24 protein-coding genes, 1 tRNA gene and 1 pseudogene are annotated in these 22089 nt (G+C 59.9%); 9 read left to right on the top strand and 17 right to left on the bottom strand.

The features are described 5' to 3' along the window. Nucleotides 1-2 precede the first annotated feature (2 nt). The 4 genes from J2887_RS03565 to J2887_RS03550 all read right to left on the bottom strand — a co-directional run bounded on the left by J2887_RS03565 (nt 3) and on the right by J2887_RS03550 (nt 4697). Nucleotides 3-1175: an HmuY family protein gene (locus J2887_RS03565; protein WP_227174098.1), complete on the bottom strand. Its 1173-nt coding sequence runs from the start codon at nt 1173-1175 to the stop codon at nt 3-5. A 90-nt stretch (nt 1176-1265) separates the two neighbouring features. Then, the gene (locus tag J2887_RS03560) at nt 1266-3305 is read right to left on the bottom strand and encodes a TonB-dependent receptor plug domain-containing protein (RefSeq protein WP_227174097.1); all 2040 of its coding nucleotides are present in this window, start codon (nt 3303-3305) and stop codon (nt 1266-1268) included. A 316-nt stretch (nt 3306-3621) separates the two neighbouring features. Continuing rightward, nucleotides 3622-4119: a protein-export chaperone SecB gene (gene secB, locus J2887_RS03555; protein ID WP_227174095.1), complete on the bottom strand. Its 498-nt coding sequence runs from the start codon at nt 4117-4119 to the stop codon at nt 3622-3624. A gap of 161 nt (nt 4120-4280) precedes the next feature. Next, nucleotides 4281-4697, bottom strand: a complete 417-nt coding sequence (locus tag J2887_RS03550) for a rhodanese-like domain-containing protein (protein ID WP_227174094.1) — start codon at nt 4695-4697, stop codon at nt 4281-4283. A 141-nt stretch (nt 4698-4838) separates the two neighbouring features. On the opposite strand from J2887_RS03550, the gene gpmM reads away from it, so the two are divergent. The 4 genes from gpmM to J2887_RS03530 all read left to right on the top strand — a co-directional run bounded on the left by gpmM (nt 4839) and on the right by J2887_RS03530 (nt 9970). Further along, nucleotides 4839-6386 (top strand): 2,3-bisphosphoglycerate-independent phosphoglycerate mutase, encoded by a 1548-nt coding sequence (gene gpmM / locus J2887_RS03545; RefSeq protein WP_227174092.1) that lies wholly within the window; start codon nt 4839-4841, stop codon nt 6384-6386. A 115-nt stretch (nt 6387-6501) separates the two neighbouring features. Further along, complete coding sequence (locus J2887_RS03540) at nt 6502-7605, top strand: murein hydrolase activator EnvC family protein (RefSeq protein WP_416381908.1); 1104 nt, start codon at nt 6502-6504, stop codon at nt 7603-7605. Between the two features lie 117 nt (nt 7606-7722). Then, entirely contained in the window at nt 7723-9132 is a 1410-nt protein-coding gene (locus tag J2887_RS03535) for a S41 family peptidase (RefSeq protein ID WP_227174090.1), read from the top strand. A gap of 4 nt (nt 9133-9136) precedes the next feature. After that, complete coding sequence (locus J2887_RS03530; RefSeq protein WP_227174088.1) at nt 9137-9970, top strand: divergent polysaccharide deacetylase family protein; 834 nt, start codon at nt 9137-9139, stop codon at nt 9968-9970. Between the two features lie 58 nt (nt 9971-10028). Here the strand turns inward: J2887_RS03530 and hisF are convergent, their stop codons facing one another. From hisF to J2887_RS03505, 5 genes are all read right to left on the bottom strand, one after another. Beyond that, a complete protein-coding gene (gene hisF, locus J2887_RS03525) occupies nt 10029-10802 on the bottom strand; it encodes an imidazole glycerol phosphate synthase subunit HisF (RefSeq protein ID WP_227174086.1) in 774 nt (257 codons plus the stop codon). A 33-nt stretch (nt 10803-10835) separates the two neighbouring features. After that, nucleotides 10836-11567 (bottom strand): 1-(5-phosphoribosyl)-5-[(5-phosphoribosylamino)methylideneamino]imidazole-4-carboxamide isomerase, encoded by a 732-nt coding sequence (hisA, locus tag J2887_RS03520; protein WP_227174084.1) that lies wholly within the window; start codon nt 11565-11567, stop codon nt 10836-10838. A 41-nt stretch (nt 11568-11608) separates the two neighbouring features. Beyond that, nucleotides 11609-12262, bottom strand: a complete 654-nt coding sequence (hisH, locus tag J2887_RS03515) for an imidazole glycerol phosphate synthase subunit HisH (protein WP_227174082.1) — start codon at nt 12260-12262, stop codon at nt 11609-11611. A gap of 20 nt (nt 12263-12282) precedes the next feature. Continuing rightward, a complete protein-coding gene (gene hisB, locus J2887_RS03510) occupies nt 12283-12876 on the bottom strand; it encodes an imidazoleglycerol-phosphate dehydratase HisB (RefSeq protein ID WP_227174081.1) in 594 nt (197 codons plus the stop codon). A gap of 175 nt (nt 12877-13051) precedes the next feature. Then, the gene (locus J2887_RS03505) at nt 13052-13513 is read right to left on the bottom strand and encodes an SRPBCC family protein (protein WP_227174079.1); all 462 of its coding nucleotides are present in this window, start codon (nt 13511-13513) and stop codon (nt 13052-13054) included. Nucleotides 13514-13778: 265 nt separating this feature from the next. Here J2887_RS03505 and J2887_RS03500 point away from each other — a divergent pair, with 265 nt between their 5' ends. The 4 genes from J2887_RS03500 to J2887_RS03485 all read left to right on the top strand — a co-directional run bounded on the left by J2887_RS03500 (nt 13779) and on the right by J2887_RS03485 (nt 17579). Continuing rightward, a complete protein-coding gene (locus tag J2887_RS03500) occupies nt 13779-15983 on the top strand; it encodes an AsmA family protein (protein WP_227174077.1) in 2205 nt (734 codons plus the stop codon). Further along, on the top strand, nt 15983-17047 hold the full coding sequence (gene mutY, locus J2887_RS03495; protein WP_227174076.1) for an A/G-specific adenine glycosylase: 1065 nt from the start codon (nt 15983-15985) through the stop codon (nt 17045-17047). The genes J2887_RS03500 and mutY overlap by 1 nt, the downstream gene beginning before the upstream one ends. Nucleotides 17048-17110: 63 nt before the next feature. Beyond that, complete coding sequence (locus J2887_RS03490) at nt 17111-17383, top strand: oxidative damage protection protein (RefSeq protein ID WP_227174075.1); 273 nt, start codon at nt 17111-17113, stop codon at nt 17381-17383. 120 nt (nt 17384-17503) lie between these two features. Next, nucleotides 17504-17579: transfer RNA gene (locus J2887_RS03485), tRNA-Phe, on the top strand. A 71-nt stretch (nt 17580-17650) separates the two neighbouring features. Here the strand turns inward: J2887_RS03485 and J2887_RS03480 are convergent. The 7 genes and pseudogenes from J2887_RS03480 to J2887_RS03450 all read right to left on the bottom strand — a co-directional run bounded on the left by J2887_RS03480 (nt 17651) and on the right by J2887_RS03450 (nt 20108). Then, on the bottom strand, nt 17651-17833 hold the full coding sequence (locus J2887_RS03480) for a hypothetical protein (RefSeq protein ID WP_227174074.1): 183 nt from the start codon (nt 17831-17833) through the stop codon (nt 17651-17653). A gap of 26 nt (nt 17834-17859) precedes the next feature. Further along, a pseudogene (locus J2887_RS03475) lies at nt 17860-18039 on the bottom strand (tyrosine-type recombinase/integrase); the annotation flags it as partial. Nucleotides 18040-18087: 48 nt separating this feature from the next. Then, nucleotides 18088-18486 (bottom strand): aegerolysin family protein, encoded by a 399-nt coding sequence (locus tag J2887_RS03470; RefSeq protein ID WP_227174072.1) that lies wholly within the window; start codon nt 18484-18486, stop codon nt 18088-18090. Nucleotides 18487-18680: 194 nt separating this feature from the next. Beyond that, the gene (locus J2887_RS03465; protein WP_227174071.1) at nt 18681-18968 is read right to left on the bottom strand and encodes a hypothetical protein; all 288 of its coding nucleotides are present in this window, start codon (nt 18966-18968) and stop codon (nt 18681-18683) included. Nucleotides 18969-18992: 24 nt separating this feature from the next. Next, the gene (locus J2887_RS03460; RefSeq protein ID WP_227174070.1) at nt 18993-19445 is read right to left on the bottom strand and encodes a hypothetical protein; all 453 of its coding nucleotides are present in this window, start codon (nt 19443-19445) and stop codon (nt 18993-18995) included. A 200-nt stretch (nt 19446-19645) separates the two neighbouring features. Next, nucleotides 19646-19786, bottom strand: coding sequence for a hypothetical protein (locus J2887_RS03455; protein WP_227174069.1), 141 nt, complete (start codon nt 19784-19786; stop codon nt 19646-19648). Between the two features lie 139 nt (nt 19787-19925). Continuing rightward, complete coding sequence (locus J2887_RS03450) at nt 19926-20108, bottom strand: hypothetical protein (RefSeq protein ID WP_227174068.1); 183 nt, start codon at nt 20106-20108, stop codon at nt 19926-19928. A gap of 331 nt (nt 20109-20439) precedes the next feature. Between J2887_RS03450 and J2887_RS03445 the strand changes: the two genes are divergently transcribed. After that, nucleotides 20440-21572 (top strand): IS3 family transposase gene (locus J2887_RS03445; RefSeq protein ID WP_227174066.1). Its coding sequence is split into 2 segments (ribosomal slippage): nt 20440-20710 and nt 20710-21572, totalling 1134 coding nucleotides; the frame shifts between segments, so codons are not numbered across the junction. A 37-nt stretch (nt 21573-21609) separates the two neighbouring features. Here J2887_RS03445 and J2887_RS03440 read toward each other — a convergent pair. Continuing rightward, nucleotides 21610-21990, bottom strand: coding sequence for a hypothetical protein (locus J2887_RS03440; RefSeq protein ID WP_227174065.1), 381 nt, complete (start codon nt 21988-21990; stop codon nt 21610-21612). Nucleotides 21991-22089 lie beyond the last annotated feature (99 nt).

Here is a 22089-nt window from a genome sequence, read left to right as displayed (position 1 = left end):
TGTTACTCCGCTGCTTCGGTCAGGGTGACTTCACGCCAGCGCAGCACCGGCTGACCGCTTTCGCCGTCGTCACCGTAGTAGCCGATCAGCTGCACGGCGTAGACCGGCGAGGCGTCATCGTTGCGGTCGGTATCGATCAGGTAGACCCGGTAGTTGGGCCAGAGCTGGTGCTGTTCGCTCAGGTTGTAGGCGTACCAGCCATGATCCACAAACACCCCGCCGGTGGAATCGGCGTTGAAATGGCTGGCCAGTGAATTGCCACCGGGATCGGTGGTGGCGCTGGTGTAATCGGACAGATCGCTCCAGGTCATCGGGCCAAAGGCGCCGCCGTCCCCATTGCCGGAAGGGCCACTGTTGGTTCGCAGGTAGAGACTGCGATCGGCAAAGCCAAGGACCAGATCCCAGTTCTCGGAGCTGGCGCAGTCGACGGTGGCATTGCTGTCGAAATCGAAGCAGCGCTCACCGCCTTCCGGCGGAATCGATCCGGTAAAGGTGGCGGTGCCGGTGAACTGCTCGGTACCGGCGGGCTGGACGTCAAAGCTGAACTCAAAGCTGGTAATGCCCTGCCCGGTGCGGGTGGGGAAGGTGAACTCGGTGGCCCGCAGACGGGCGTAGCTGTCGCCTTCGCCGGAGCGCAGCAGATAGCCGTTGTCGCTGTTGGCCGACATGTTGCCGTTGCTGTGGTCGTAGTTGTACCAGGCTTCGCCGAGACCACTGACAACAGAGTCCTGGCTCCAGCGGGCGGGCGCGGTAAAGGTGTCTTTCAGGTGCTCCAGTTCGGAATCCGGGGTGGCGTTGAGGAACACGTTGGCCACTGGCTCGCCACTGTCATCATAGAAGTCCGCCTGATCATCACCGACCACGCCGACCACGGCGCCCGGCCCGGACGCACCGCCATTGAGCTGGATGTTGTAGCGGCGCAGGCCCAGGTGCCAGTCATCGGACTCGGCGGCCTGGGCGGCGGTCAGGTTCAGTACCTCGCCAGACGCCAGATTGAGGTAGGCCATGGTGTCACTGCTGGAGGCATCGACCACCATGCGGGTGATGCCGTCACCGCCATTGTCGGAACCACCGTTATCGGGGTTGTCGTCGATCTTGTTGTCGCTGCTGCCGCCGCACCCGGTCAGGAGTGTGGTGGTCAGGGCCATTCCAATCATCCAGCGTGTCTGTGCCATGGATCTGTCCTTTTCTGTTATCAAGCGTGAAGGGTTGGTTTTCATTTTTTCAATGGGTTGCCACTGGGGTTTCACCAGCGTGTCGAGTCATCAGCGGGCAAACTTCAGTGTCAGGCCGCCGTAGATGAAGCGCCCCGCCACCGGGCCAAAATCGTTCTGGTTGTCGAAGTCGCGCTGGCGGTCGGTGAGGTTGTCGACGCCAGCAAACAGCTTCAGGTTGTCCCCGAGACGTTGATTGAGCTTCAGGTCGACCGTCGTGAAGCCTGGCGAGGTGCGGCCGAAACTGGCGTCCACCACTTCCGAACTCTGGCTGCGGATACGGGTGGACCAGGACATGCCGGGAATGCCGGTACGGCCATCGAGCGCCACCCGGCCCTGGTGTTCCGGGCGGCGGGTCAGGTCGACGCCGCCGGAGCGGTCTTCGGCCTCGGTGTAGGTATAGCCCGCGGTCAGTTCCCAGCCGGGAGCGAGCTGCCAGCCGGCGGTGGTTTCGATACCGCGGGTGCGGGCCTTGGCGACATTGCGATAGGTGTAGACCGCCACGCCATCGCCCCGCTCGGTGGTGGCCATGGCATCAAACTCGGTCTGGATCAGCTCTTCGATGTTGTTGAGAAAGGCATTGACCTCCAACCAGCCCTGCTGGCGCACATTTATGCCCCACCCCAGCTGGACGCTCTCGGAAGACTCCGGCCGCAGTTCCGGCTGACCCACCACCACGTAACCCAGCTGACTGTGATCAAACAGGTAGTGGCGTTCCTTGAGGTTCGGCACCCGGTAGCCGCCACCCCAACTGGCGCGGATGTAGTGGTTGACGTCGCTCCCCGGCGCCAGGTCGTAACGCAGGTTGAGCTTGGGGGCAAAGTGGTCGCCAAAATCGGAGTCGTACTGGCCCCGCAGGCCCACCACCCACTCCCAGCGATCACTGGGCATCCAGGTGTCCTGCAGCCACAGCTCCCGACTGCTGCGGCTGGCACGGTCGTCGCCGAACAGCTCAGAGACGCCATCCTTGGTCTGTTCCAGCGATTCGTGACGGTAATCGGCCCCCACCATCAGGGTATGAAACCCGGTCGCGGCCAGTACGGTGTGGGCAGACAGCTGGGACAGGGTCAGGTCCGCGCTGCGGAAATCGTAGCGACTGGCGGCATCGGACTTCTCGGTGTCATCGGTCAGGGTTTCATGCAACAGATTCCAGTGCAGCTGCTGGCGCTCCGACAACTGATGGTGGCCACCCGAGCCCAGCCGCACCCGTTCTACCGACTCGTCCTTGATGTGATTCTCGGTGAGCCCGCCGGGGCGAGCCTGAACAAACCGCGAGGCCGCCTGTTCCTCGAACCCGCCAACCTCGGCAAAGACCTCCTGGCCAGCCTGTGGCAACCAGGTCAGCCGGGAGTTGAACTGGTTACGTTCGTACTCATCCCCCGGCCGCTGCCAGGTATCCGGCTGCGGATCGATACCGTCGGACTCCTGGCTGGAACCGGACACCCGCAGCCGCCACTGGTCATTACCAAGATCGACACCGCCACGGAGGCTGTGGCGGCCCACATCCCAGTGATCGCCGCTGGGGTTCTGGTCACCATAGCTGCCGACATCCATCGTCAGCTCGCCCGCCAGTCCCGGCTCCACCTGACGGGTAATGACATTGATCACCCCGCCCATGGCGGCACTGCCGTACTGCGCCGAAACCGCGCCCTTGACCACTTCGATACGTTCAACATCGAGAATGGCCAGCTGACTGACATCCACCGACGACCCGGTGGTTGCAGTCATCGGCATGCCATCAATCAGCACCAGTACGCGATCGGCGTTGATGCCCTGCAACCAGACTTCCTGCCCGGCCTTGCCGTGAATGTTGCGCAGCAGCAGGCCCGGTACATCCTCCAGGGCATCGGCCACCGAGCGGGCGTGGGTCTTCTCCAGTTCCCGCCGGGTCACCACTTCGGTGCGCACAGGCGTGTCGCTGACAGTGCGGGCCGAGCGGGTACCGGTGACTACAATCTCATCAAGGTAGTGCGACTGCTCTTCGTTGGCCGCCATAGCGGGCGTCACGACACCGGACAGAGCCAGAGTCAGCAGCAGGGAACCGGACAGTGAGCAGGACGAAAAGGAAGACCGGAGTGTGAGAGGGATCATTTTAAACCTTAGAGCTAACGCTAATGAGAGTGATTCTTTTTTATTTTTAGCTCCAAGTCAATGAGAGATGCGACATACCGGGCAGAGGGTGACGGCCGATCGGGCCAGGCGGCCATCGTTGTGACAGTGTTCAAAAACCGGCTTTCAGTGATGCCAGATGGTTGTGCCCTGGCAGGGCGCTCGAAACATCGGCAAGGCGCTGGGGAAACGCTGGCGAGAAGAAATGGATAAACAGCTTGGGCGGGAGGGCCGGCGCGCCCATCGAGAGGCCACGCCGGGGAGGATCAAGAGGCCCGGGGGGCCTCCGATCAGGCGATCAGTGCGCGGAGCCTTCTTCGGCCGCTTCGCCTTTGGCTTCGTCCTGCTGACGCTTGAGGGCCTGGGCGTAGATGGCGTCAAAGTTGACCGGCGCCAGCATCAGGGCCGGGAAGCTGCCCTTGTTGACGACTCCGTCGATGGCTTCACGGGCGTAGGGGAACAGGATATTGGGGCAGTACGCACCCAGCATCTGGCCCAGTTGCGGACCTTCAATGCCCTGAACCATGAACACACCGCCCTGCTGAATTTCGACGATGTAAGCCACTTTCTCGCCCACTTTGGCGGTGACAGTAAGAGACAGCACGACTTCGAACTGGTTGTCACTCAGCTTGCTGTGGGACGTGTTGAGGTCCAGGCTGACCTGCGGCTTCCACTGCTCCTGAAACACATCCGGAGAGTTCGGAGACTCGAAAGACAGGTCCTTGACGTAGATACGCTGCAGTGCGAACTGAGGTTGGTTTTCGTTGCCGGCGGCGGCCTGCTGATTGTCAGCCATAGTGAATCCTTTTCGATCTCTTGATGGGCATGCGCCCGGTTATCATTCGGTTATGAGCGGCAGGCCCAGAGCTCTCTGGTTCTGCGTGCTGTGGTAAGACAGTGCGGCAGATCGCGCGGCAATTCAAGGCCCCGACGGTGACCGGAGTCACCCGGCGACCATCACTTCTTGACCAGCGGCAGGTTGCTGGCTTTCCAGTCGGCGATACCGCCGTTGAGACGCACCACATTCTCATAGCCATCGGCGACCAGTTGCTTCACCGCCATGGCGGCGTGCTGCCCCATCTTGTCCGCAACAATAATCTGTTTGCCCTTGTGCTTGTCGAGTTCACCGGCACGCTCTTTCAGGCTGCTGAGGGGAATGTGCAGGGACCCGGTGATGTGGCCTTCGCCAAAGTCCTTGCGGTCGCGGATATCCAGCACAATGGCCTCGTCCCGGTTGATCAGGCTGACCGCCGCCTGGGCCGATACTTTCTGGCCACCCCGGCGGGATTCCAGCGTCAGCAGGGCAATCAACAGCACCACGAAGACCGACACCAGAATGTAATGATTGACAACGAACTCGAACAACCTGTCCATGAACTGACCCTGCAAACAGTGATTTTGGCGCGATTATACACACCCCTCCCCGGGGACAGAAGGCGCCCCACATAGCCTGCACCCGGCAAAACGGGTAGAATCGCCGCAGTTCTTTTCACCGCAATTCAACCGGACGATGTGATGACTGTGACGCGCAAGCCCACTGCACTGCTTATCCTCGATGGCTGGGGACACCGAGACCCGGCGGAAGACAACGCCATCAGCAAGGCCAATACCCCGTTCTGGGACCAGGTCTGGCACCAGCGCCCCAAAACCCTGGTGAACACGTCCGGCATGTTTGTGGGGCTGCCCCAGGGCCAGATGGGCAACTCCGAAGTCGGTCACATGAATCTGGGCGCCGGCCGCGTGGTGTACCAGAGCCTGACCCGTATCGACAAGGAACTCGCTGACGGCGATTTCCAGACCAACCCGGTGCTGTGTGCCGCCATCGATAAGGCCGTAGCGGCCGGTCGTGCCGTGCACCTGATGGGACTGCTGTCCCCGGGCGGCGTCCATAGCCACGAAGATCATATCCTCGCCGCCGCCGAGCTGGCCGCCAGCCGGGGTGCCAAGGAAGTCTACGTTCACGCCTTCCTGGATGGCCGCGACATGCCCCCCCGCAGCGCCCAGCCGTCGCTGGAAAAGGCAGCCGCCAAGCTGAAATCCCTCGGCGTTGGCCGCGTGGCCTCGATCATCGGGCGCTACTTCGCCATGGACCGGGATAATCGCTGGGATCGCATCGAGGCGGCCTACAACCTGATGACCCTGGGCGAGGCGGAGTTCACTGCCGACAGCCCGGTTGCCGCCCTGGAGCAGGCCTACGAGCGTGGTGAGAACGACGAGTTCGTCAAGGCCACCCGCATCCAGGCCGCCGGCGAGTCGGAAGCCACCATCAATGAAGGCGACACGGTGCTGTTCATGAACTTCCGTGCCGACCGCGCCCGCGAAATGACCCGCGCTTTTGTTGAAGCCGAGCTGGAAGGGTTTGAGCGTCGCAAGCGGCCGCAACTGGCTGACTTCGTGATGCTGACCGAATACGCCGCCGACATCGACACCAGCTGTGCCTACCCGCCGGAGAAACTGGTCAACGGCCTCGGCGAGATCATGGCCCAGCAGGGCAAGACCCAGCTGCGGATTGCCGAAACCGAGAAGTACGCCCACGTCACCTTCTTCTTCAACGGTGGCCTGGAAACGCCGTTCGAGGGCGAAGACCGGATTCTGGTGCCCTCCCCCAAGGTAGCCACTTACGACCTGCAGCCAGAAATGAGCGCACCGGAAGTCACCGACAAGCTGGTGGAAGCCATCAAGAGCGGCAAGTACGACCTGGTGGTGTGCAACTACGCCAACGGCGATATGGTGGGCCATACCGGCAATCTGGAAGCCGCCATCAAGGCCGCTGAATGCATTGACCAGTGCGTCAGACGTATTGCCGAAGCGCTGGAGGAAGTCGATGGCCAGGCTTTGGTCACCGCCGACCACGGTAACTGCGAGCAGATGACCGACCCCAACTCCGGCCAGGTCCATACCGCTCACACCATTGGTCCGGTGCCGCTGGTTTACCTGGGCTCGGCGTCACTGTCGCTGAAGGACGATGGCGCCCTCAGTGACATCGCACCGTCACTGCTGGACCTGATGGGACTGGAACAGCCTGCCGAAATGACCGGGCACAGCCTGGTCGAGCGGCACTGATCTCGCCATCATCCTGCGCTCGCTGATGCGCACCCGCCTCCCCTCACCCGGCTCCGGTTTTCGCACCTGCGGAACCCGGGGCCTGGGCACGGCTCTGCTGTTGCTCCTGACCCTGATTAATGCCCCTGTGCTGGCCGCTAACGATGACGTGTCACCAGCTCAGATCGAAGCCCTCAAGGAACGCATCGAAGACATCGATGACTGGCTCCAGGACGCCCGCGAGGACCGCTCCGATCTGGAAGAGCAGCTGGTCAGCACCGAGCAAACCATCAGCCGTCTGACCCGGGAACGTCGCGACCTGCGCCGCCAGATCGGCAATCAGCGAACGCGACTGGCGCAACTGGGCGAGAAAGAGCAGGAACTGACCGCCTCCCTGGCGCGCCAGCGGGACAGCCTCCAGCAGCAGATCCGCGCGGCCTGGATGGCGGGCGACACCCCGGCGATCAAGGTCCTGCTGAATGAGATCGATCCCCAGAATGTCGCCCGCACCATGACCTACTACGAGTACCTCAGCGCCGACACGGTGCGCCGGCTGGAAGCCTTCAACGCCAGCCTACAGGCACTCAAGACGACCCGCGAAGAGGTCAACCGGACCCAGACCGAACTGGCCCGGCTGGAGCGGGACGTGGCCAGCCGCCAGCAACAGCTGGAGACCAGGAAGGCGGAACGGCAACAGACCCTGGCCCGACTGCGAACCGAGATCAGCCAACGCCAGAATGAGCGGGAACAGCTGGAATCCGACCGGGTACGGCTGGAGAAACTGCTCAAGGAAGTTGAGGCCGCCATTGCCAACATCCCGGCGCCAAACGAGTCACAACCTTTCCGGTCACTGCGCGCTAAACTGCCGTGGCCGGTTGCCGCCGGACGGGTCAGCCGTAACTTCGGCGAACAGCTTGCCCAGGGCCGGCTGCGCCACAACGGCCTGCTGCTGATCACTGACGCCGAGACCGAGGTGAAGGCGGTACACTATGGCCGCGTGGTGTTCGCCAACTGGCTGCGGGGCTTCGGGCTGATGACCATCATCGATCATGGCGACGGCTACATGAGCCTCTACGGCCACAGCAGCAGCCTGCTAGCCAGCCCCGGTGACTGGGTGGCGGCCGGCCAGGCCATCGCCATTGCCGGCCAGAGCGGCGGCACCGAGCAGCCAGCGGTGTACTTCGAGATCCGCCACAAGGGCACACCGCAGAATCCCCGTCGCTGGCTGGCACCTCGCTGAGCCCACCAGCCGGGACGGATGCCGGCGGCCAGGGCTGACAAAGCAGGCACGGGACGCCATACTGTCGAGCAGGAAAATTCAGGGCTCCCCAATCAATCAGGTATACAGGACGGGTGAATGGGAACGGTTAGAAGTACACGCCAGACAACAGCTTTTCGTGCATTGGCCACAGCCATCTGTCTCACCACCCTGCCCGGTCTGACCGCCGCCCAGGAACAGGCACCTGACCAGGAGGTGATCCTCGAAGGGACCGCCAACGGCCAGCAGGTTCAGATCCGCCTGCCCGACCCGGAAGAGCAACTGCCGCTGGAAGACCTGCGCAAGTTCACCGAGGTGTTTGGCCGCATCAAAGAGGCCTACGTGGAAGAGGTGGATGATCGCCAGCTGCTGGAAAGCGCGATCAAGGGCATGCTCGCCGACCTGGACCCCCACTCCACCTACCTGGCCCCAAAGGAATACGAAGAACTTGAAGAAAGCACCTCCGGTGAATTCGGTGGTCTGGGCATCGAAGTGGGCATGGAAGACGGCTTCATCAAGGTTATCACCCCCATCGACGACACCCCGGCCCAGAAAGCCGGCGTGCAGGCGGGCGACCTGATCATCAAGCTGGGTGACCAGCCGGTCAAGGGGCTGTCACTGGAGGAAGCCGTGAACCTGATGCGGGGCAAGCCCGGCACCACACTGTCCCTGACCATCATGCGGGAAACCGAGAACGCCCCCATCGAGATCGATGTGGTGCGGGATGTGATCAAGGTCACCAGCATCAAGTCACGACTGCTGGAGCCCGGCTACGGTTACGTGCGCATCACCCAGTTCCAGTCTGAAACCGGCAATGAGTTCCGCGACGCCATCCGCAGCCTGGCCGACGACAGCGACGGCCAGCTGGACGGTCTGGTGATCGACGTTCGCAACAACCCCGGCGGTGTATTGCAGGCGGCGGTGGGTGCGGCAGACGCCCTGCTGGACGAAGGCCTGATCGTCTATACCGAAGGCCGCATCCAGAGCTCACGACTGCGCTTCAGCGCCACCCCGGGCGATATCATTGCCGACACCCCCATCGTGGTGCTGATCAACGGCGGCTCGGCGTCCGCCTCGGAGATCCTCGCCGGCGCGCTGCAGGATCATCATCGTGCGGTTGTCATGGGCACCCAGTCCTTCGGCAAGGGCTCGGTGCAGACGGTCATTCCGCTGGATGAGACCCACGCCATCAAGATGACCACCGCCCGCTACTTCACGCCGGATGGCCGCTCCATCCAGGCCCGCGGCATCACTCCCGACATCGAGGTGCGGCCGGCCCGCTTCACCGAGTTCGAGGGCCAGCCGTTCTTCACCGAGGCCGATCTTAGCGGCCACCTGGAAAACGGCGACGGTGAAGACGAGCTCAACAGTGAGCAGCGAAAGCAGCAGGACCAGAACAGCGATGCCAACGAATCCCACATGGAGCGGGATTTCCAGCTGCGCTCAGCGCTCAACCTGCTCAAGGGCATGACCATCTTCCAGAATAAACAGGACGACGGGGACAACTAGCCGGATGCTACGCCTGCTACTGCTGATCGGCGCCCTGGTGGCGTCACTGCCCGCCTTTGCCGACGCCCCCGGGGCCAACGGCCAGGCGGTGCCGCCCACCATCGCCATCATCATAGATGACATGGGCCACAACCTGCGGGAGGGCGAGCGACTGATCGCCCTCGACCAGCCCATTACCCTGGCGTTCCTGCCCTACCGGCGCTTTACCCGATCACTGGCGGAATCGGCCCATCGACGCAACAAGGAGATCATGCTCCATGCGCCCATGGCCAATACCCACAACTTTGACCTGGGCCCCGGCGGTCTCACCAACAGCATGTCGCGGCAGGAGGTGATCACCACCCTGCGCCGCTCGCTGCAGGCAATCCCCCACGTTCAGGGTGTCAACAACCACATGGGCAGCCTGCTGACCCAGCGGATCGAACCCATGGAGTGGGTGATGTCGGAGCTGTACCGCTACCCGCTGTACTTCGTCGACAGCCGCACCATTGCCAGCTCCGTCGCCAGCGATGTCGCCGAGGCCTACCGCATTCCCACCCTGACCCGCGATGTGTTCCTCGATCACAAGCAGACCGAGGAGTTCGTCGACCAGCAGTTCAAGCGCCTGGTTCAGCTGGCCAGGCGCAATGGCAGCGCCATTGGCATCGGCCATCCCCACCAGGTCACCGTGGACTACCTCGAAAAGCACCTGCCGCAGCTGGACCAGCAGGGCATTGCCGTCGCCACCGTCAGCGCCGTCTGGGCCCTGCGCAACAACAACCAGACGATGTTTGCCGAGGGCGAGAAACAACCCGTCGCGCCCACCCTCGCCAAGCGCCCCACCAGGCGTCAGCCATAAAAAAAGGCAGGCCCCCGCTGGAGGTCTGCCTTCTGCTACCGGTATCAGGCTCAGGTCGTCAGAGCCGGACTTCAATCCCCTGGGCTCGCATGGCTTCCTTGGCTTCGGGAATGGTGTGCTGACCAAAGTGGAAGATCGACGCGGCCAGTACCGCGTCGGCGCCGCCTTCGGTCACACCGTCCGCCAGATGCTGGAGCTCGCCAACGCCGCCGGAAGCGATCACCGGTACCGACACCGCGTCGCTGACCGCCCGGGTCAGACCCAGATCAAAGCCCACTTTGGTGCCGTCGCGGTCCATGCTGGTCAGCAGCAGCTCGCCGGCGCCCAGTTCGGTCATCTTGCGGGCCCATTCGATAGCGTCCAGCCCGGTGGGCTTACGGCCACCGTGAGTGAAGATCTCCCAGCGCTCGGGCTCACCGTCACCGCTGACCTTCTTGGCATCAATTGCTACCACGATGCACTGGCTGCCAAACCGCTCGGCGGCCTCGCGCACAAACTCCGGGTTGAACACCGCCGCGGTATTGATGGAGACCTTGTCGGCGCCCGCATTCAGCAGCTTACGGATGTCGTCCACGGTGCGCACACCGCCGCCCACGGTGAGCGGGATGAACACTTCCGCCGCCATCCGCTCCACGGTCTCGTAGGTGGTGTCCCGGCTTTCATGGCTGGCGGTGATGTCGAGGAAGGTGATCTCATCCGCGCCCTGCTCGTTGTATTTGCGGGCCACTTCCACCGGATCACCGGCGTCACGGATATCGACGAAGTTGACCCCTTTCACCACCCGGCCCTTGTCGACGTCGAGACAGGGAATGATGCGTTTGGCCAGAGACATGAGTGTGCGCTCCGCTAGTCAGTAGATTCGAAATTACAGGCTGTCGCAGTAGGCCTGGGCTTCGGCGACATCCAGGGTGCCTTCATAGATCGCGCGGCCGGTGATGGCCCCCAGGATACCCTTGTCGGCGACGGTCGCCAGACGCTTGAGATCGTCCATGTTGGTGACACCGCCAGAGGCAATCACCGGAATACCACCAGCTTCGGCCAGGGCCGCGGTGGCTTCCACATTGACACCCTGCATCATGCCGTCGCGGGCGATGTCGGTGTAGACAATGGAATCCACCCCATCGCTGGCAAAACGCTTGGCCAGATCGGTGGCCATCACTTCGGAGACTTCGGCCCAGCCGTCGGTGGCCACGCGGCCGTCTTTGGCGTCCAGGCCAACAATGATGTGGCCAGGGAAGCGCTGGCACATCTCAGTAACGAATTCCGGCTCTTTCACCGCCTTGGTGCCGATGATCACCCACTGCACACCGGCCTTGAGGTAAGCCTCGATGGTATCGGCAGAACGGATACCGCCACCGATCTGGATTGGCAGATCCGGAAAACGCTTGGCGATGGCCTGCACGATTTCGCCATTCACCGGCTCACCGGCAAAGGCGCCGTTCAGGTCCACCAAGTGCAGGCGCCGGGCACCGGCGTCGACCCAGCGGGCCGCCATATCGACGGGGTCGTCGGAGAATACCGTGGAGTCATCCATACGGCCCTGGCGCAGGCGTACACACTTGCCGTCTTTCAGATCGATGGCGGGGATAATCAGCATGAGAGGGAATCCGTTGTTGTCAGTTGGGCATCAGAACCGGCTCAGGCGCCGGTCCAGTTGACGAAATTCTTCAGCAGTTGCAGGCCGGCGTTGTGGCTCTTCTCCGGGTGGAACTGGGCGGCGAAGATGTTGTCCCGGGCAACCGCAGCGGCCAGGTCAACGCCGTAATGGGTGCGGCCGGCCAGGTCCGGATTGTGCTCGGCCTCGGCGTAGAAACTGTGCACAAAATAGAACCGTTCGCCATCCGGGATGTGGTGCCACAGCGGATGGTCCTGGGTCTGATAGACCTCGTTCCAGCCCATGTGGGGAACCTTGAGGCGCTCGCCAGCGTGGGAGCCGGACCGCTCCGTCAGCCCCTCACCGAAGTAACGCACCTCGGCAGGAAACAGATTGATGCAGTCGACGCCGCCGTTTTCCTCACTGCGGGACATCAGCGCCTGCATACCAACGCAGATACCCAGCAGCGGCCGGTCCCGGGAGACGTCTTTCACCAGCTCATCCACCCCCAGCCGACGGATCTCCGCCATGCAGTCGCGGATGGCGCCAACTCCGGGCAGGATCACCCGGTCAGCCTCGCGAATTAGAGCGGCGTCGTCGGTGACCAGCACCCGGGTATCGGGCGCCACATGCTCCACCGCCTTGCTGACGGAGTGCAGGTTACCCATGCCGTAATCGATAATGGCGACGGTCTTCATCGTTTACCTACTCCAGCCGGTTACAGCGCACCTTTGGTGGACGGGGTGATCCCGGCCATGCGCTCGTCCATTTCAATGGCCATGCGCAGGGCACGGCCAAAGGCCTTGAACACCGTCTCGATCTGGTGGTGGGTATTCTTGCCACGCAGGTTATCGATGTGCAGGCTGACCATGGAGTGGTTAACAAAGCCGTGGAAAAACTCTTCGAACAGATCGACGTCAAAGCCACCCACCGCACCACGGGTGTAGGGCACATCCATGATCAGACCGGGACGTCCGGACAGGTCAATCACCACCCGCGAGAGTGCTTCATCCAGCGGAACATAAGCGTGGCCATAACGGCGAATGCCTTTCTTGTCACCCACGGCCTGCTTGAACGCCTGCCCCAGGGTGATGCCGATGTCCTCCACGGTGTGGTGATCGTCGATGTGAAGATCCCCTTTCGACACGATGTTCAGGTCCACCAGACCATGGCGGGCGATCTGATCCATCATGTGTTCAAGGAAAGGGACGCCGGTATCGAAATGGGCCTTACCGGTGCCATCGAGGTTGATCTCAACCGTGATCTGGGTTTCAAGGGTATCGCGTTCTACCCGAGCCTTACGTTCGGCCATGGGGACTCCAGTACAAAAGGACGGCATAGCGCCGGAAATCGAGTGAGTGGGGATTATACCTATTCTGCCCGCCAGCGTCCCCTGCCAGGAACTATCGAGGCCTTAGCCATCGGCTAATGAACAGCAGGAAGCGGCGGACAAGGGGTGCCGGCGAGCGGTCGCCGGCCCGGCAGGTTCAGAAGGCCTTTTTCAGGTTGGCGACGTAGGTGTCGACCAGGCTGTTGAACTCGTGCTTGATGACCGGACTGATCGCCAGCTTGAGCAGGCTCGGCAGCGGCAGGGTCAACTCGGCGGTGGTCTTGAACTTGAGCGCGGTGGCGCTGTCGCCGTTGGCGCGGATCGACCAGGACCCTTTTACCACACCATTGCCCTCGCCTTTCACCGGCTCCCAGGTAATGCTGCCGGCGTCTTTATCGGCGTAGTACTTGCTGGCATAAACCGACTGGATCGCGTGCTTGTCGACACCGATCTTTTCCATCTCCCAGCGATAGGCGTTGTCGCCCAGGTCCACCAGCTTGTCGACCTTGGGGAAATGAGCCGCCGACCGGGGAACATCCGCCAGCAGATCAAATACCTCGTCATAACCCGCCGGAATTTCGAACTCCCGACTCAGCTCAATGGATACGGTGATAGCCACAAACGACTCCTCTTGTTTTTGAATGTCCCGTATGGTCCGTCCAATGGGCGACCGGGGCCTGAAAATAACAAAGACCTTTCGCGCCTGGGTTCGGCAAAGGGCCTATTCTGGCCTAACACTAACGCATTGTCATACTCTTCGGGTTTAATTCTGCTATGCCTGAGATATCCTCGATCAAGTAAGCCTCTGGACAACTTCGGATCCCCCAGGCCGTCAGAGCGGTTTACACTGATGGCCCAGATACATCAGAAAGGACGCAAACGCCATGAAAGCTGTTCGTTACCTGGTGCTCGCCGTGCTGGCCATCATTGTGCTGGCCGCCGCCGCTGTCGCCATTGCCGTTGCCGTCATCGATCCCAACACCTACAAACCGCAGATCGAACGGGTGGTCGAGAAAGCCACCAATCTGGATCTGGTGCTGGAGGGTGATATTGGCTGGTCGTTCATTCCCCTTGGCCTGGAGCTGAACAAGGTGGAAGCCAACCTTGAGGGCGAACGCTTTGTGGCACTGGAGCAACTGGTGGCGCAGCTGGATTTCTGGTCGCTGGTGAAGATGTCGCCGCAGGTGGACACCTTTGTCCTGGACGGTCTGGATGCCCACCTGGTGGTGAACCCGCAGGGCGAAGGCAACTGGACCCGGATCATACCGGAGTCCACCAGCGACATTGCCGCTACCGCAGCCGAGGCCGCCGACCAACAACCATCGCAGGTGACGTCGACGGAGAGCGGCGAACAGCAGCCGCTGAACTTCAATGTCGACAGCGTCCAGATCAGCAACGCCCGCGTTCGCTACGACGATCAGGCCACCGGCCAGTCCTTTGCTCTGGAAGGCGTTACCGCCAACGCCAGTGCCATCACCCTGGGCAAGAGCTTTCCGCTGCAACTGGCGTTTCGGGTCGCCCTGGGCCAGCCCCAGATGGCCGTGGATGGTTCGGTACGCGCCAACCTGACCGCCAACGAAGCGCTCAACCGGTTCGATGTGGACGGTCTTGACGGCAAGTTCGCCCTCAGCGGGGAACCTTTCGGCGCCCAAACCGTTGAAACCCGCCTGACCGGCGCCCTCGCCGCCGATCTTGAAAACGAAACCGCCTCAATCAACGACCTCAAGGTCACCGTGGCCAACCTGTCGCTGACCAGCAACCTGAGCGTCAACGGATTTGGTGACGCGCCGCAGCTTGCCGGCAACCTCAACATCGCGGAATTCTCGCTGCAGGAACTGCTCGCCGCCCTCGGACAGGCACCGATCGAGACCGCCGACGAAGACGTGCTGCAGGCGGTCTCGTTCAAGACCAACCTCAACGGCCCGGCAGGCCAGGTCACCCTGGACAACCTTTCCCTGGCGCTGGATGACACCACCTTGACGGGCAACGCCCGCTACGGCCTCAGCAACGGCGCCATTGCTCTGAAGCTACAGGGCGACAGCTTCAACCTGGACCGCTACCTGCCGCCTGCCGGCGACGACAATGAAGCTGCCCCGGCAGCGGAAAGCGAAGCACCGGCCCAGGCCGCCAGCGACCCGGAGGCAGACCTGCTGCCACTGGAGACCCTGCGCGGACTGGGCCTCGATATTGACCTCGGGCTCGGCCAACTGGTGGCCAGCAACCTCACCATCAGCGATCTCAAGGCGGTGATCACCGGCAACAACGGCCTGCTGAAAGCCGAGCAACTGAGCGCCAACCTCTACGATGGCCAGATGAAGGCCTCCGCCACCCTGGACGCCCGCAGCGACAACCCGCAGTGGCAGGTTCGCCAGGATCTCACCGGCGTGAAGATGCAACCGCTGCTCACAGACCTGGCAGAACTGGACATGCTCGACGGTGCCGCCAACCTGGTGGTGGACGTGCGCACCAACGGCAACTCCATGGCAGCCATCCGCAGCAACGCCAAGGGCCGGATTGACTTCAATCTGGCGGAGGGCCAGTTCACCCGCATGAACCTGACCCGTATGGCCTGTCGCGGCATCGCCTTGGCCAACCAGGATCAACTGGGCGACACCGGCTGGGGCACCACCACGCCATTCAACGACATGCACGGCACCCTGGTGATCGACGGCAATACCCTCACCAACAGCGACCTGGTGGCCGCCCTGGCCGGCATGCGGCTGGAGGGCAACGGCACCGTCGACCTGGCACAGAGCGAGGTGGATTACGAAGCCGGCCTGCGAATCGTCGGCGAGATTCACCGCGACGAGGCCTGCCGGGTCACCAAGTATGTGGAGAACGTCATCATTCCGGTAGAATGCCGCGGCAGCCTGGACGGCGACACCGCCAAGCTCTGCTCCTTCGATGGTTCCCGCTTCCGCGATACCCTCAAGGACATGGCCGAAAACGCCGCCCGCGCCAAGGCCGAAGAAGAGATCGACCGCGGCCGCCGTCGGGCTGAAGAGCGAATCAACGAAGAACTGGACGAGCGCCTCGACAGCGAGGACGCCGAAAAGGTCAAAGACGCCATCCGGGGGCTGTTCAAGTAATGCCAGACCGATTCGCCCAGCGCCTGCTGGGCTGGTACGACCGCCACGGCCGCAAGCAGCTGCCGTGGCACCACAACCGCAACGCCTACCGGGTCTGGGTTTCGGAGATCATGCTCCAGCAGACCCAGGTAACCACCGTCACCCCCTACTTCGAAGCGTTCATGGAGCGCTTCCCGGGCGTTCATGAACTCGCATCCGCCCCGGTGGACGACGTCCTCAGCCACTGGTCCGGCCTGGGCTACTACGCCCGCGCCAGAAACCTGCAGAAAGCCGCGCAGCAGGTGATGGAGCGGTTCGATGGCGAGTTTCCCGGCAACCAGGATGAGCTGGAATCCCTGCCCGGCATCGGCCGTTCCACCGCCGCCGCCATTCTCGCCCAGGCGTTCCAGCAGCGGGCCACCATCCTCGACGGCAACGTCAAACGGGTGCTGGCCCGACACCATGCAGTGCCCGGCTGGCCGGGCCAGACCGCTGTGCTCAATCGCCTCTGGCAACACGCCGAAACCCATACCCCACATCAACGGGTGCGGGACTACACCCAGGCCATCATGGACCTCGGCGCCATGGTCTGCACCCGCAGCCGGCCCGCCTGTGAGGACTGCCCGGTGGTGGCCACCTGCGAGGCCTATGCCCGGGACGAGGTGGGTCTGTACCCAGGCTCCAAGCCGAAGAAACAGAAGCCGGAGAAAACCACCTGGATGCTGATTCTGGAAGACCACGAGGGACGGGTGCTGCTGCAACGACGCCCACCCAGCGGCATCTGGGGCGGCCTGTGGAGCCTGCCGGAGCTGGACCCGGCCTACAACCTGGAAGAGCTGGCAGACGCCTGTGCCGACACCTTCGGCCTGACCTGCAGCGAAGCGATCGCCCAGGCCGGCTTCCGCCACACCTTCAGCCACTACCACCTGCACATCCAGCCCGCCCGGCTGCTGACCGTAGGCCACACCGGCGTCCATGAAGCCCCCGACCACGGCTGGTTCCACCGGGACGAGGCCCTGACCCTGGGCCTGCCCGCCCCCATCCGCACGCTACTGACCGAACCCGCACAGGCTGCGCTGATCTAGCGGGCCTCTGTTATCATCTATCGTCCAGACACACCCGCAGGCACCGACACAGAAGGAGATGCCATGAGCCGTACCGTCTTTTGCCGCAAATACCAGCAGGACCTCGAAGGACTGGACTTCCCCCCCATGCCGGGCAAAAAAGGCGAGGAGCTTTTCCAGAACGTCTCCAAGAAAGCCTGGCAGGAATGGCAGCACCAGCAAACCATGCTGATCAACGAGAAACACCTCAACCTGATGGACCCGGACACCCGCAAATACCTTCAGGCCCAGATGGACCATTTCTTCAACAACGAGCCCTTCGACCAGGCCGAAGGCTACGTGCCACCGGAGCAATAAGCCCGGAATTGATCAGGGTTTGAGCAAGACCGAAAAGTTTCAAACTTTTTTCAAACACGGCCTTGACTCACCCCGGCGAAACCGGTTTAATAGCGCCCCGTTGCAGCACAGCAGCGACTTGCCCGGATAGCTCAGTTGGTAGAGCAGGGGATTGAAAATCCCCGTGTCGGTGGTTCGATTCCGCCTCCGGGCACCACGAATTCAATGACTTAGCCCGCCTCGTGCGGGCTTTGTTGTTTCTGGTGTCCACGAAGTGTCCACACAGAATTACGGCCTATGAGTGTGACTTGCACTAGGGTCTATCTCTTCCTCAAACAAACCTCGCTCATAGAGTGCCTTCTGCAACTCTGAGAGATTCGTCGGGGTAGGATCTTGGTTGTACGTTTCTTGCGCTTCACGCGCCAGATCGCATTTTTCCATCCACTTTTCGTGCATGTCGGCATTTTTCATCGATGACTCCTTATTAAGTTGGTCACCTAGCCACCGTAAACGATAGACAAAGGATTTATCTCGACGACCTTCTGCATGAATTGTGGCGAAAGATGGCTGTACCTCATCGTGAGCTTAATATCTGAATGCCCTAAGACTTTTTGAAGCGTGAGAATATCGCCGCCTTTCATGATGAAGTGGCTGGCGATGGGCCGAGCCGTGTTTCTTGAAGGCCTGAGAGACTCCCCAGGCCTTACTGCTTAGGAACACGGCGATTAGCTGGTGTAGAAGCTCACCAGCTGTACGTTCCCGATTGCACCACTGTCGAGGTTTCCGCCGGTGACCTGAGTGATGTACTCGGAGTTGTCGGCGGTCCAGGTGGAGGTGTTGGTTTTGCTACCCCAGGGACAATCCCAGTAGTAGTTACCCACATGCGAACTGCCATGGTAAAGATCAAAAGAGCCTTCCGTACCGGAAGCTGAGTCTGACCGTCCGCACGAACTGATGGTGAACTTCTCTCCGGCTTTGATCACTTTCCCCTCAATGTCTTCCGGGGATACCTCGTTGTCTTTACTGCCAGAGTAGAACTTACCCCAATCACTGGTGACGTTTTTAATGGTTACATCATAGTTTTTGGGTTCTATGGTAATACTAATCCATTGCGCATAAGCCATATCATTCATCCTTTTATGATTCATCAACATGCTTATCACTACAACAGACCACTTGAGACAAGCCAAAATAAGATAGTCCATCAGGTTTGATTGAGCAAAGTAAAACTGGGAATTTAGTGGCCGAGGCGTTGGATGAAATTGGAATAAGGATCTTCTTTTTATAGCGATGTGCGCGAACGCTTAGAAGTTCTTGCTCAGTCAGGCTTTATTTTTACAATCCAGTGCCGGGGCGCTCCAACTCTAATACTTCTCCAACCCATATTCTGGCGATACTTCATTATAAAAGCCGATTTTCCATTAAAGACTATATCCAGCCCTCCCGGCGTCATATTTTTCCCAAGATCTTGATCTCTCAGTTGGTCGATCAGGCCTCTCGGACCATCGGGTATTGCATGCCCCCAGTCAACCCAACCGCAATGATATGTGTAACTCAGCCGACTCCAACCATTAGAGTTTGGTGCAATATCTGATCTTTCAGTCATACGAAATTCCTTTTCAAAGATTCTCTATATTGACCTTACCTGGACAAATACTTCGCACTCACTAGCATCACAGCTGTGCTCAAATAAAAATCTATGCGTATAATCCTCCCCCTTCTTTCTACAAAGTAACTTAGGGCTTGACCTTACTTCCATATCATCAGGCTCAAAAAACCCATTTTTATCACACTGATTTATATAATACTCTCTTGCCAAATATACAGCCGCTTCGTCTTCAACCTTAAAGCCAAAAGAAGCCATATATGGTTGATTCCCATCAAGGTTTATCAACTCCATTTCTCCGCTAGCGCCATAAGGCTCCGGGATCGAAAACTCTTCCAAGACTTCTTGTGCCGGGTGCCCAGGAAACAAGGTAATCTCAACGCCCGAAAAGTTGACTGATTGCCCCTTGATAACGAAAGGCAAGGCAAGAACGATCAAAAAAACCACAAAAAACGAAATGATTAACTTCTTTTTCATATCCCTATGATCCCCAAAGTAATTGTTAGCGAGCCCTCAGCTCACGGAACCGACGACAATACCACATCAACAGTATCGGAGTGTCGTAGAGGATGTCGTTAAAGACTATAGAGCCAGGACTCTCCCTGGCAGGTCACACCACTAGGCAGGTGTCGCGTTCGGCCTGACTTCCTGTCGGCCTCAGAATCAACTAATGCGATTTAGAGCAGCTTCTTTAGCGGAATGCCAACGTCCCCCTCGATTGCCTGATACTCGTCCTTCACGTATTCAAGAAACTGGGTGAGCTGGACCAGGTGCTCTTCATAGTCAGCGCGGTTTCGTAGTGTTTCGCTTGTGAGCAAGCGCTCATTGTATCGAACGGCATCTCTGACAGCGGACACCAGCATTGGCGCCCATGATTTTGGAATTTCCATAAAAGTTAGCTCACTTTCATAGTTTCTTATAAATAAACCAATGCGCTAAACGTTGACTCAGTTTGAACTATCTACCTGCACCCCTTCCTTTATCTATTTTGGCGACGATTGAGTCCAGCGCCATCAGGTCATTTGCCTTTTCCATGTATTCATCACTGTCTTCATCCATACCCTTCAGCTCTTCACGCTCTGTTTCGATTTTTTGCTTCAAGCATTGCCTGATATAACGCAGCTCAACTGTTGAAAACATAGCTACCCCGCTTAAGAATCAGGAGCCGCAGAAGCACGATAGTGGTATCGAGCGCCAGTTTCACCGGACCATTGGAATACATCGTCTTCCATGATTACCTTGTAGCCCGTCAAAGTTAGCCCTCCCTGATTTCAACCGCCGGGTCTTCGATTTCCGGGGCAATGTCACCGTCACTGTTCGTTTCTTTCGCATTTGCTTTCTTATCATGCTCCCCCACGAGGTAAGCAATTACACAAAATGCTACAAAGGCAAAAATGATTGAGTGAAGTGGACCCCAAATTTTGGACAGGTGCCCAAGCTCTGATTCATCATCTCCACAAGGAGGAGAATCATGAGCAAGAAACGCAAGCAATACAGCGCATCATTCAAGTCCAAAGTCGCTCTGGCCGCGCTCAAGGGTGACCAGACCACATCTGAAATCGCTGCCCGGTTCGAGATTCACCCGACCATGGTCAGCAACTGGAAACGCGAGCTGCTGGAGAATGCCCCGGACCTCTTCGAAGGCAAGAAGAAGACCGGCAAACAGTCCAGCGAGCCCAGTTCTGACGAGCTTTATCGCGAGATCGGCCGACTGACAGTGGAACGCGATTTTTTGTCGCGCAAGCTCGATCAGTAAGCCGTCAACGCCGGTTGGCGATGATCGAGCGTGGTCATCCCCAAGTCAGCATTGTGCGCCAGTGTGAGTTGCTCAAGCTGAGCCGCTCATCGGTGTACTACGTCCCTCGTGAGCAATGTCAGGAGGATCTGGATCTGATGTACCTGATTGACCAGCAGTATCTGGAAACGCCGTACTATGGCTCTCGTAAGATGCGAGTCCACCTGGAACGCCAGGGCCACCGGATAAACCGCAAGCGGGTGCAGCGGCTGATGCGCACCATGGGCATCCAGGCGGTGTATCCAAGGCCCAGGACCAGCATTCCGGGTGATGGGCACAAGGTTTATCCGTACCTGCTCAAAGGGCTGAAGATCGACCGCCCCAACCAGGTGTGGGCGACTGACATCAGCTACGTTCCGCTGGCCCGGGGCTTCATGCACCTGGTCGCCGTCATCGACTGGTACAGCCGCAAGGTGCTGTCCTGGCGGGTCTCTAACACCATGGACACAGACTTCTGCATCGATGCTCTGGAGGAGGCCCTACAGCGCCATGGAACGCCGGAGATCTTCAACACCGATCAGGGTGCCCAGTTCACCAGTGAAGCCTTCACAGGCGTTCTCAAAGATCATGACATCCGGATCAGCATGGACGGCAAGGGCTGCTACCATGACAACATCTTCGTGGAACGGCTCTGGCGCAGCGTCAAACACGAGTGCGTCTACCTCACAGCCTTCGAGGATGGACACCACTTGAAACAGGCGCTCCACCGGTACTTTCGGCATTACAATCAGACCCGGTACCACCAAACCCTTGAATACCAAACGCCCGATGAGGTGTACTACGGGCAACCCATCTCTCTGGCAGCCTGAGCCAGGGAAACAACCGAATCATAGCTTAGGGACACCATCAGGTTGTCCAACTGATTGGGTCCACCTCAGAGCCTAAAAAGATCTTTCCCAGCAGGCCATCCTTTGCGAAGAGCAAAAAGCCAAAACCGACAATACCTCCGCCCCACCCCAAGCTCATCAACGTATCCAGAAGGCTGTTCGCCCATACCGGCACATGAGGACGTCTGGAAAAGAACAAGGAAAGAGTTGATGCCGAGACACTGATCGGCACACCCGCTGTAAAAAGGATTGCCGCAATTGCTGTGAACTGGTTCGGTTCACCGAAGCTCCCTTGCAATAACATCAGCAGCGTTGCGACAGAGAAGGCTGCAAGGCCACTCGTCATTGCTCGAAATTCGTTGTGAAGCGCGGGTTTTATAGCGACAGTCTCAGCGGGCATGCATCGTCCTTGTGCGGCTGGGTTGAAAATCGCCGGTGGTAGCCAGAGCATAACAAAGGCTTCAGCGCCAAGTATCAACCGAATCGTAGCCTTGTGTGG

The organism is Marinobacter sp. CA1, from assembly GCF_020546665.1.
In the GTDB taxonomy this organism is placed as follows: Bacteria; Pseudomonadota; Gammaproteobacteria; order Pseudomonadales; family Oleiphilaceae; genus Marinobacter; species Marinobacter xestospongiae.
Note: the sequence above shows the minus strand (reverse complement) of the source record. Positions and strands in the feature narration are given on the sequence as shown.

Coding starts and splice junctions, on each gene's coding strand:
- hisA (WP_227174084.1), bottom strand. CDS start 11,567: ATGCTGATTATCCCCGCCATCGATCTGAAAGACGGCAAGTGTGTACGC.
- J2887_RS03550 (WP_227174094.1), bottom strand. CDS start 4,697: ATGGACAGGTTGTTCGAGTTCGTTGTCAATCATTACATTCTGGTGTCG.
- gpmM (WP_227174092.1), top strand. CDS start 4,839: ATGACTGTGACGCGCAAGCCCACTGCACTGCTTATCCTCGATGGCTGG.
- mutY (WP_227174076.1), top strand. CDS start 15,983: ATGCCAGACCGATTCGCCCAGCGCCTGCTGGGCTGGTACGACCGCCAC.
- J2887_RS03490 (WP_227174075.1), top strand. CDS start 17,111: ATGAGCCGTACCGTCTTTTGCCGCAAATACCAGCAGGACCTCGAAGGA.
- J2887_RS03460 (WP_227174070.1), bottom strand. CDS start 19,445: ATGAAAAAGAAGTTAATCATTTCGTTTTTTGTGGTTTTTTTGATCGTT.
- J2887_RS03535 (WP_227174090.1), top strand. CDS start 7,723: ATGGGAACGGTTAGAAGTACACGCCAGACAACAGCTTTTCGTGCATTG.
- hisH (WP_227174082.1), bottom strand. CDS start 12,262: ATGAAGACCGTCGCCATTATCGATTACGGCATGGGTAACCTGCACTCC.
- J2887_RS03565 (WP_227174098.1), bottom strand. CDS start 1,175: ATGGCACAGACACGCTGGATGATTGGAATGGCCCTGACCACCACACTC.
- J2887_RS03470 (WP_227174072.1), bottom strand. CDS start 18,486: ATGGCTTATGCGCAATGGATTAGTATTACCATAGAACCCAAAAACTAT.
- hisB (WP_227174081.1), bottom strand. CDS start 12,876: ATGGCCGAACGTAAGGCTCGGGTAGAACGCGATACCCTTGAAACCCAG.
- J2887_RS03450 (WP_227174068.1), bottom strand. CDS start 20,108: ATGTTTTCAACAGTTGAGCTGCGTTATATCAGGCAATGCTTGAAGCAA.
- secB (WP_227174095.1), bottom strand. CDS start 4,119: ATGGCTGACAATCAGCAGGCCGCCGCCGGCAACGAAAACCAACCTCAG.
- J2887_RS03560 (WP_227174097.1), bottom strand. CDS start 3,305: ATGATCCCTCTCACACTCCGGTCTTCCTTTTCGTCCTGCTCACTGTCC.
- hisF (WP_227174086.1), bottom strand. CDS start 10,802: ATGTCTCTGGCCAAACGCATCATTCCCTGTCTCGACGTCGACAAGGGC.
- J2887_RS03480 (WP_227174074.1), bottom strand. CDS start 17,833: ATGAAAAATGCCGACATGCACGAAAAGTGGATGGAAAAATGCGATCTG.
- J2887_RS03530 (WP_227174088.1), top strand. CDS start 9,137: ATGCTACGCCTGCTACTGCTGATCGGCGCCCTGGTGGCGTCACTGCCC.
- J2887_RS03465 (WP_227174071.1), bottom strand. CDS start 18,968: ATGACTGAAAGATCAGATATTGCACCAAACTCTAATGGTTGGAGTCGG.
- J2887_RS03440 (WP_227174065.1), bottom strand. CDS start 21,990: ATGCCCGCTGAGACTGTCGCTATAAAACCCGCGCTTCACAACGAATTT.
- J2887_RS03500 (WP_227174077.1), top strand. CDS start 13,779: ATGAAAGCTGTTCGTTACCTGGTGCTCGCCGTGCTGGCCATCATTGTG.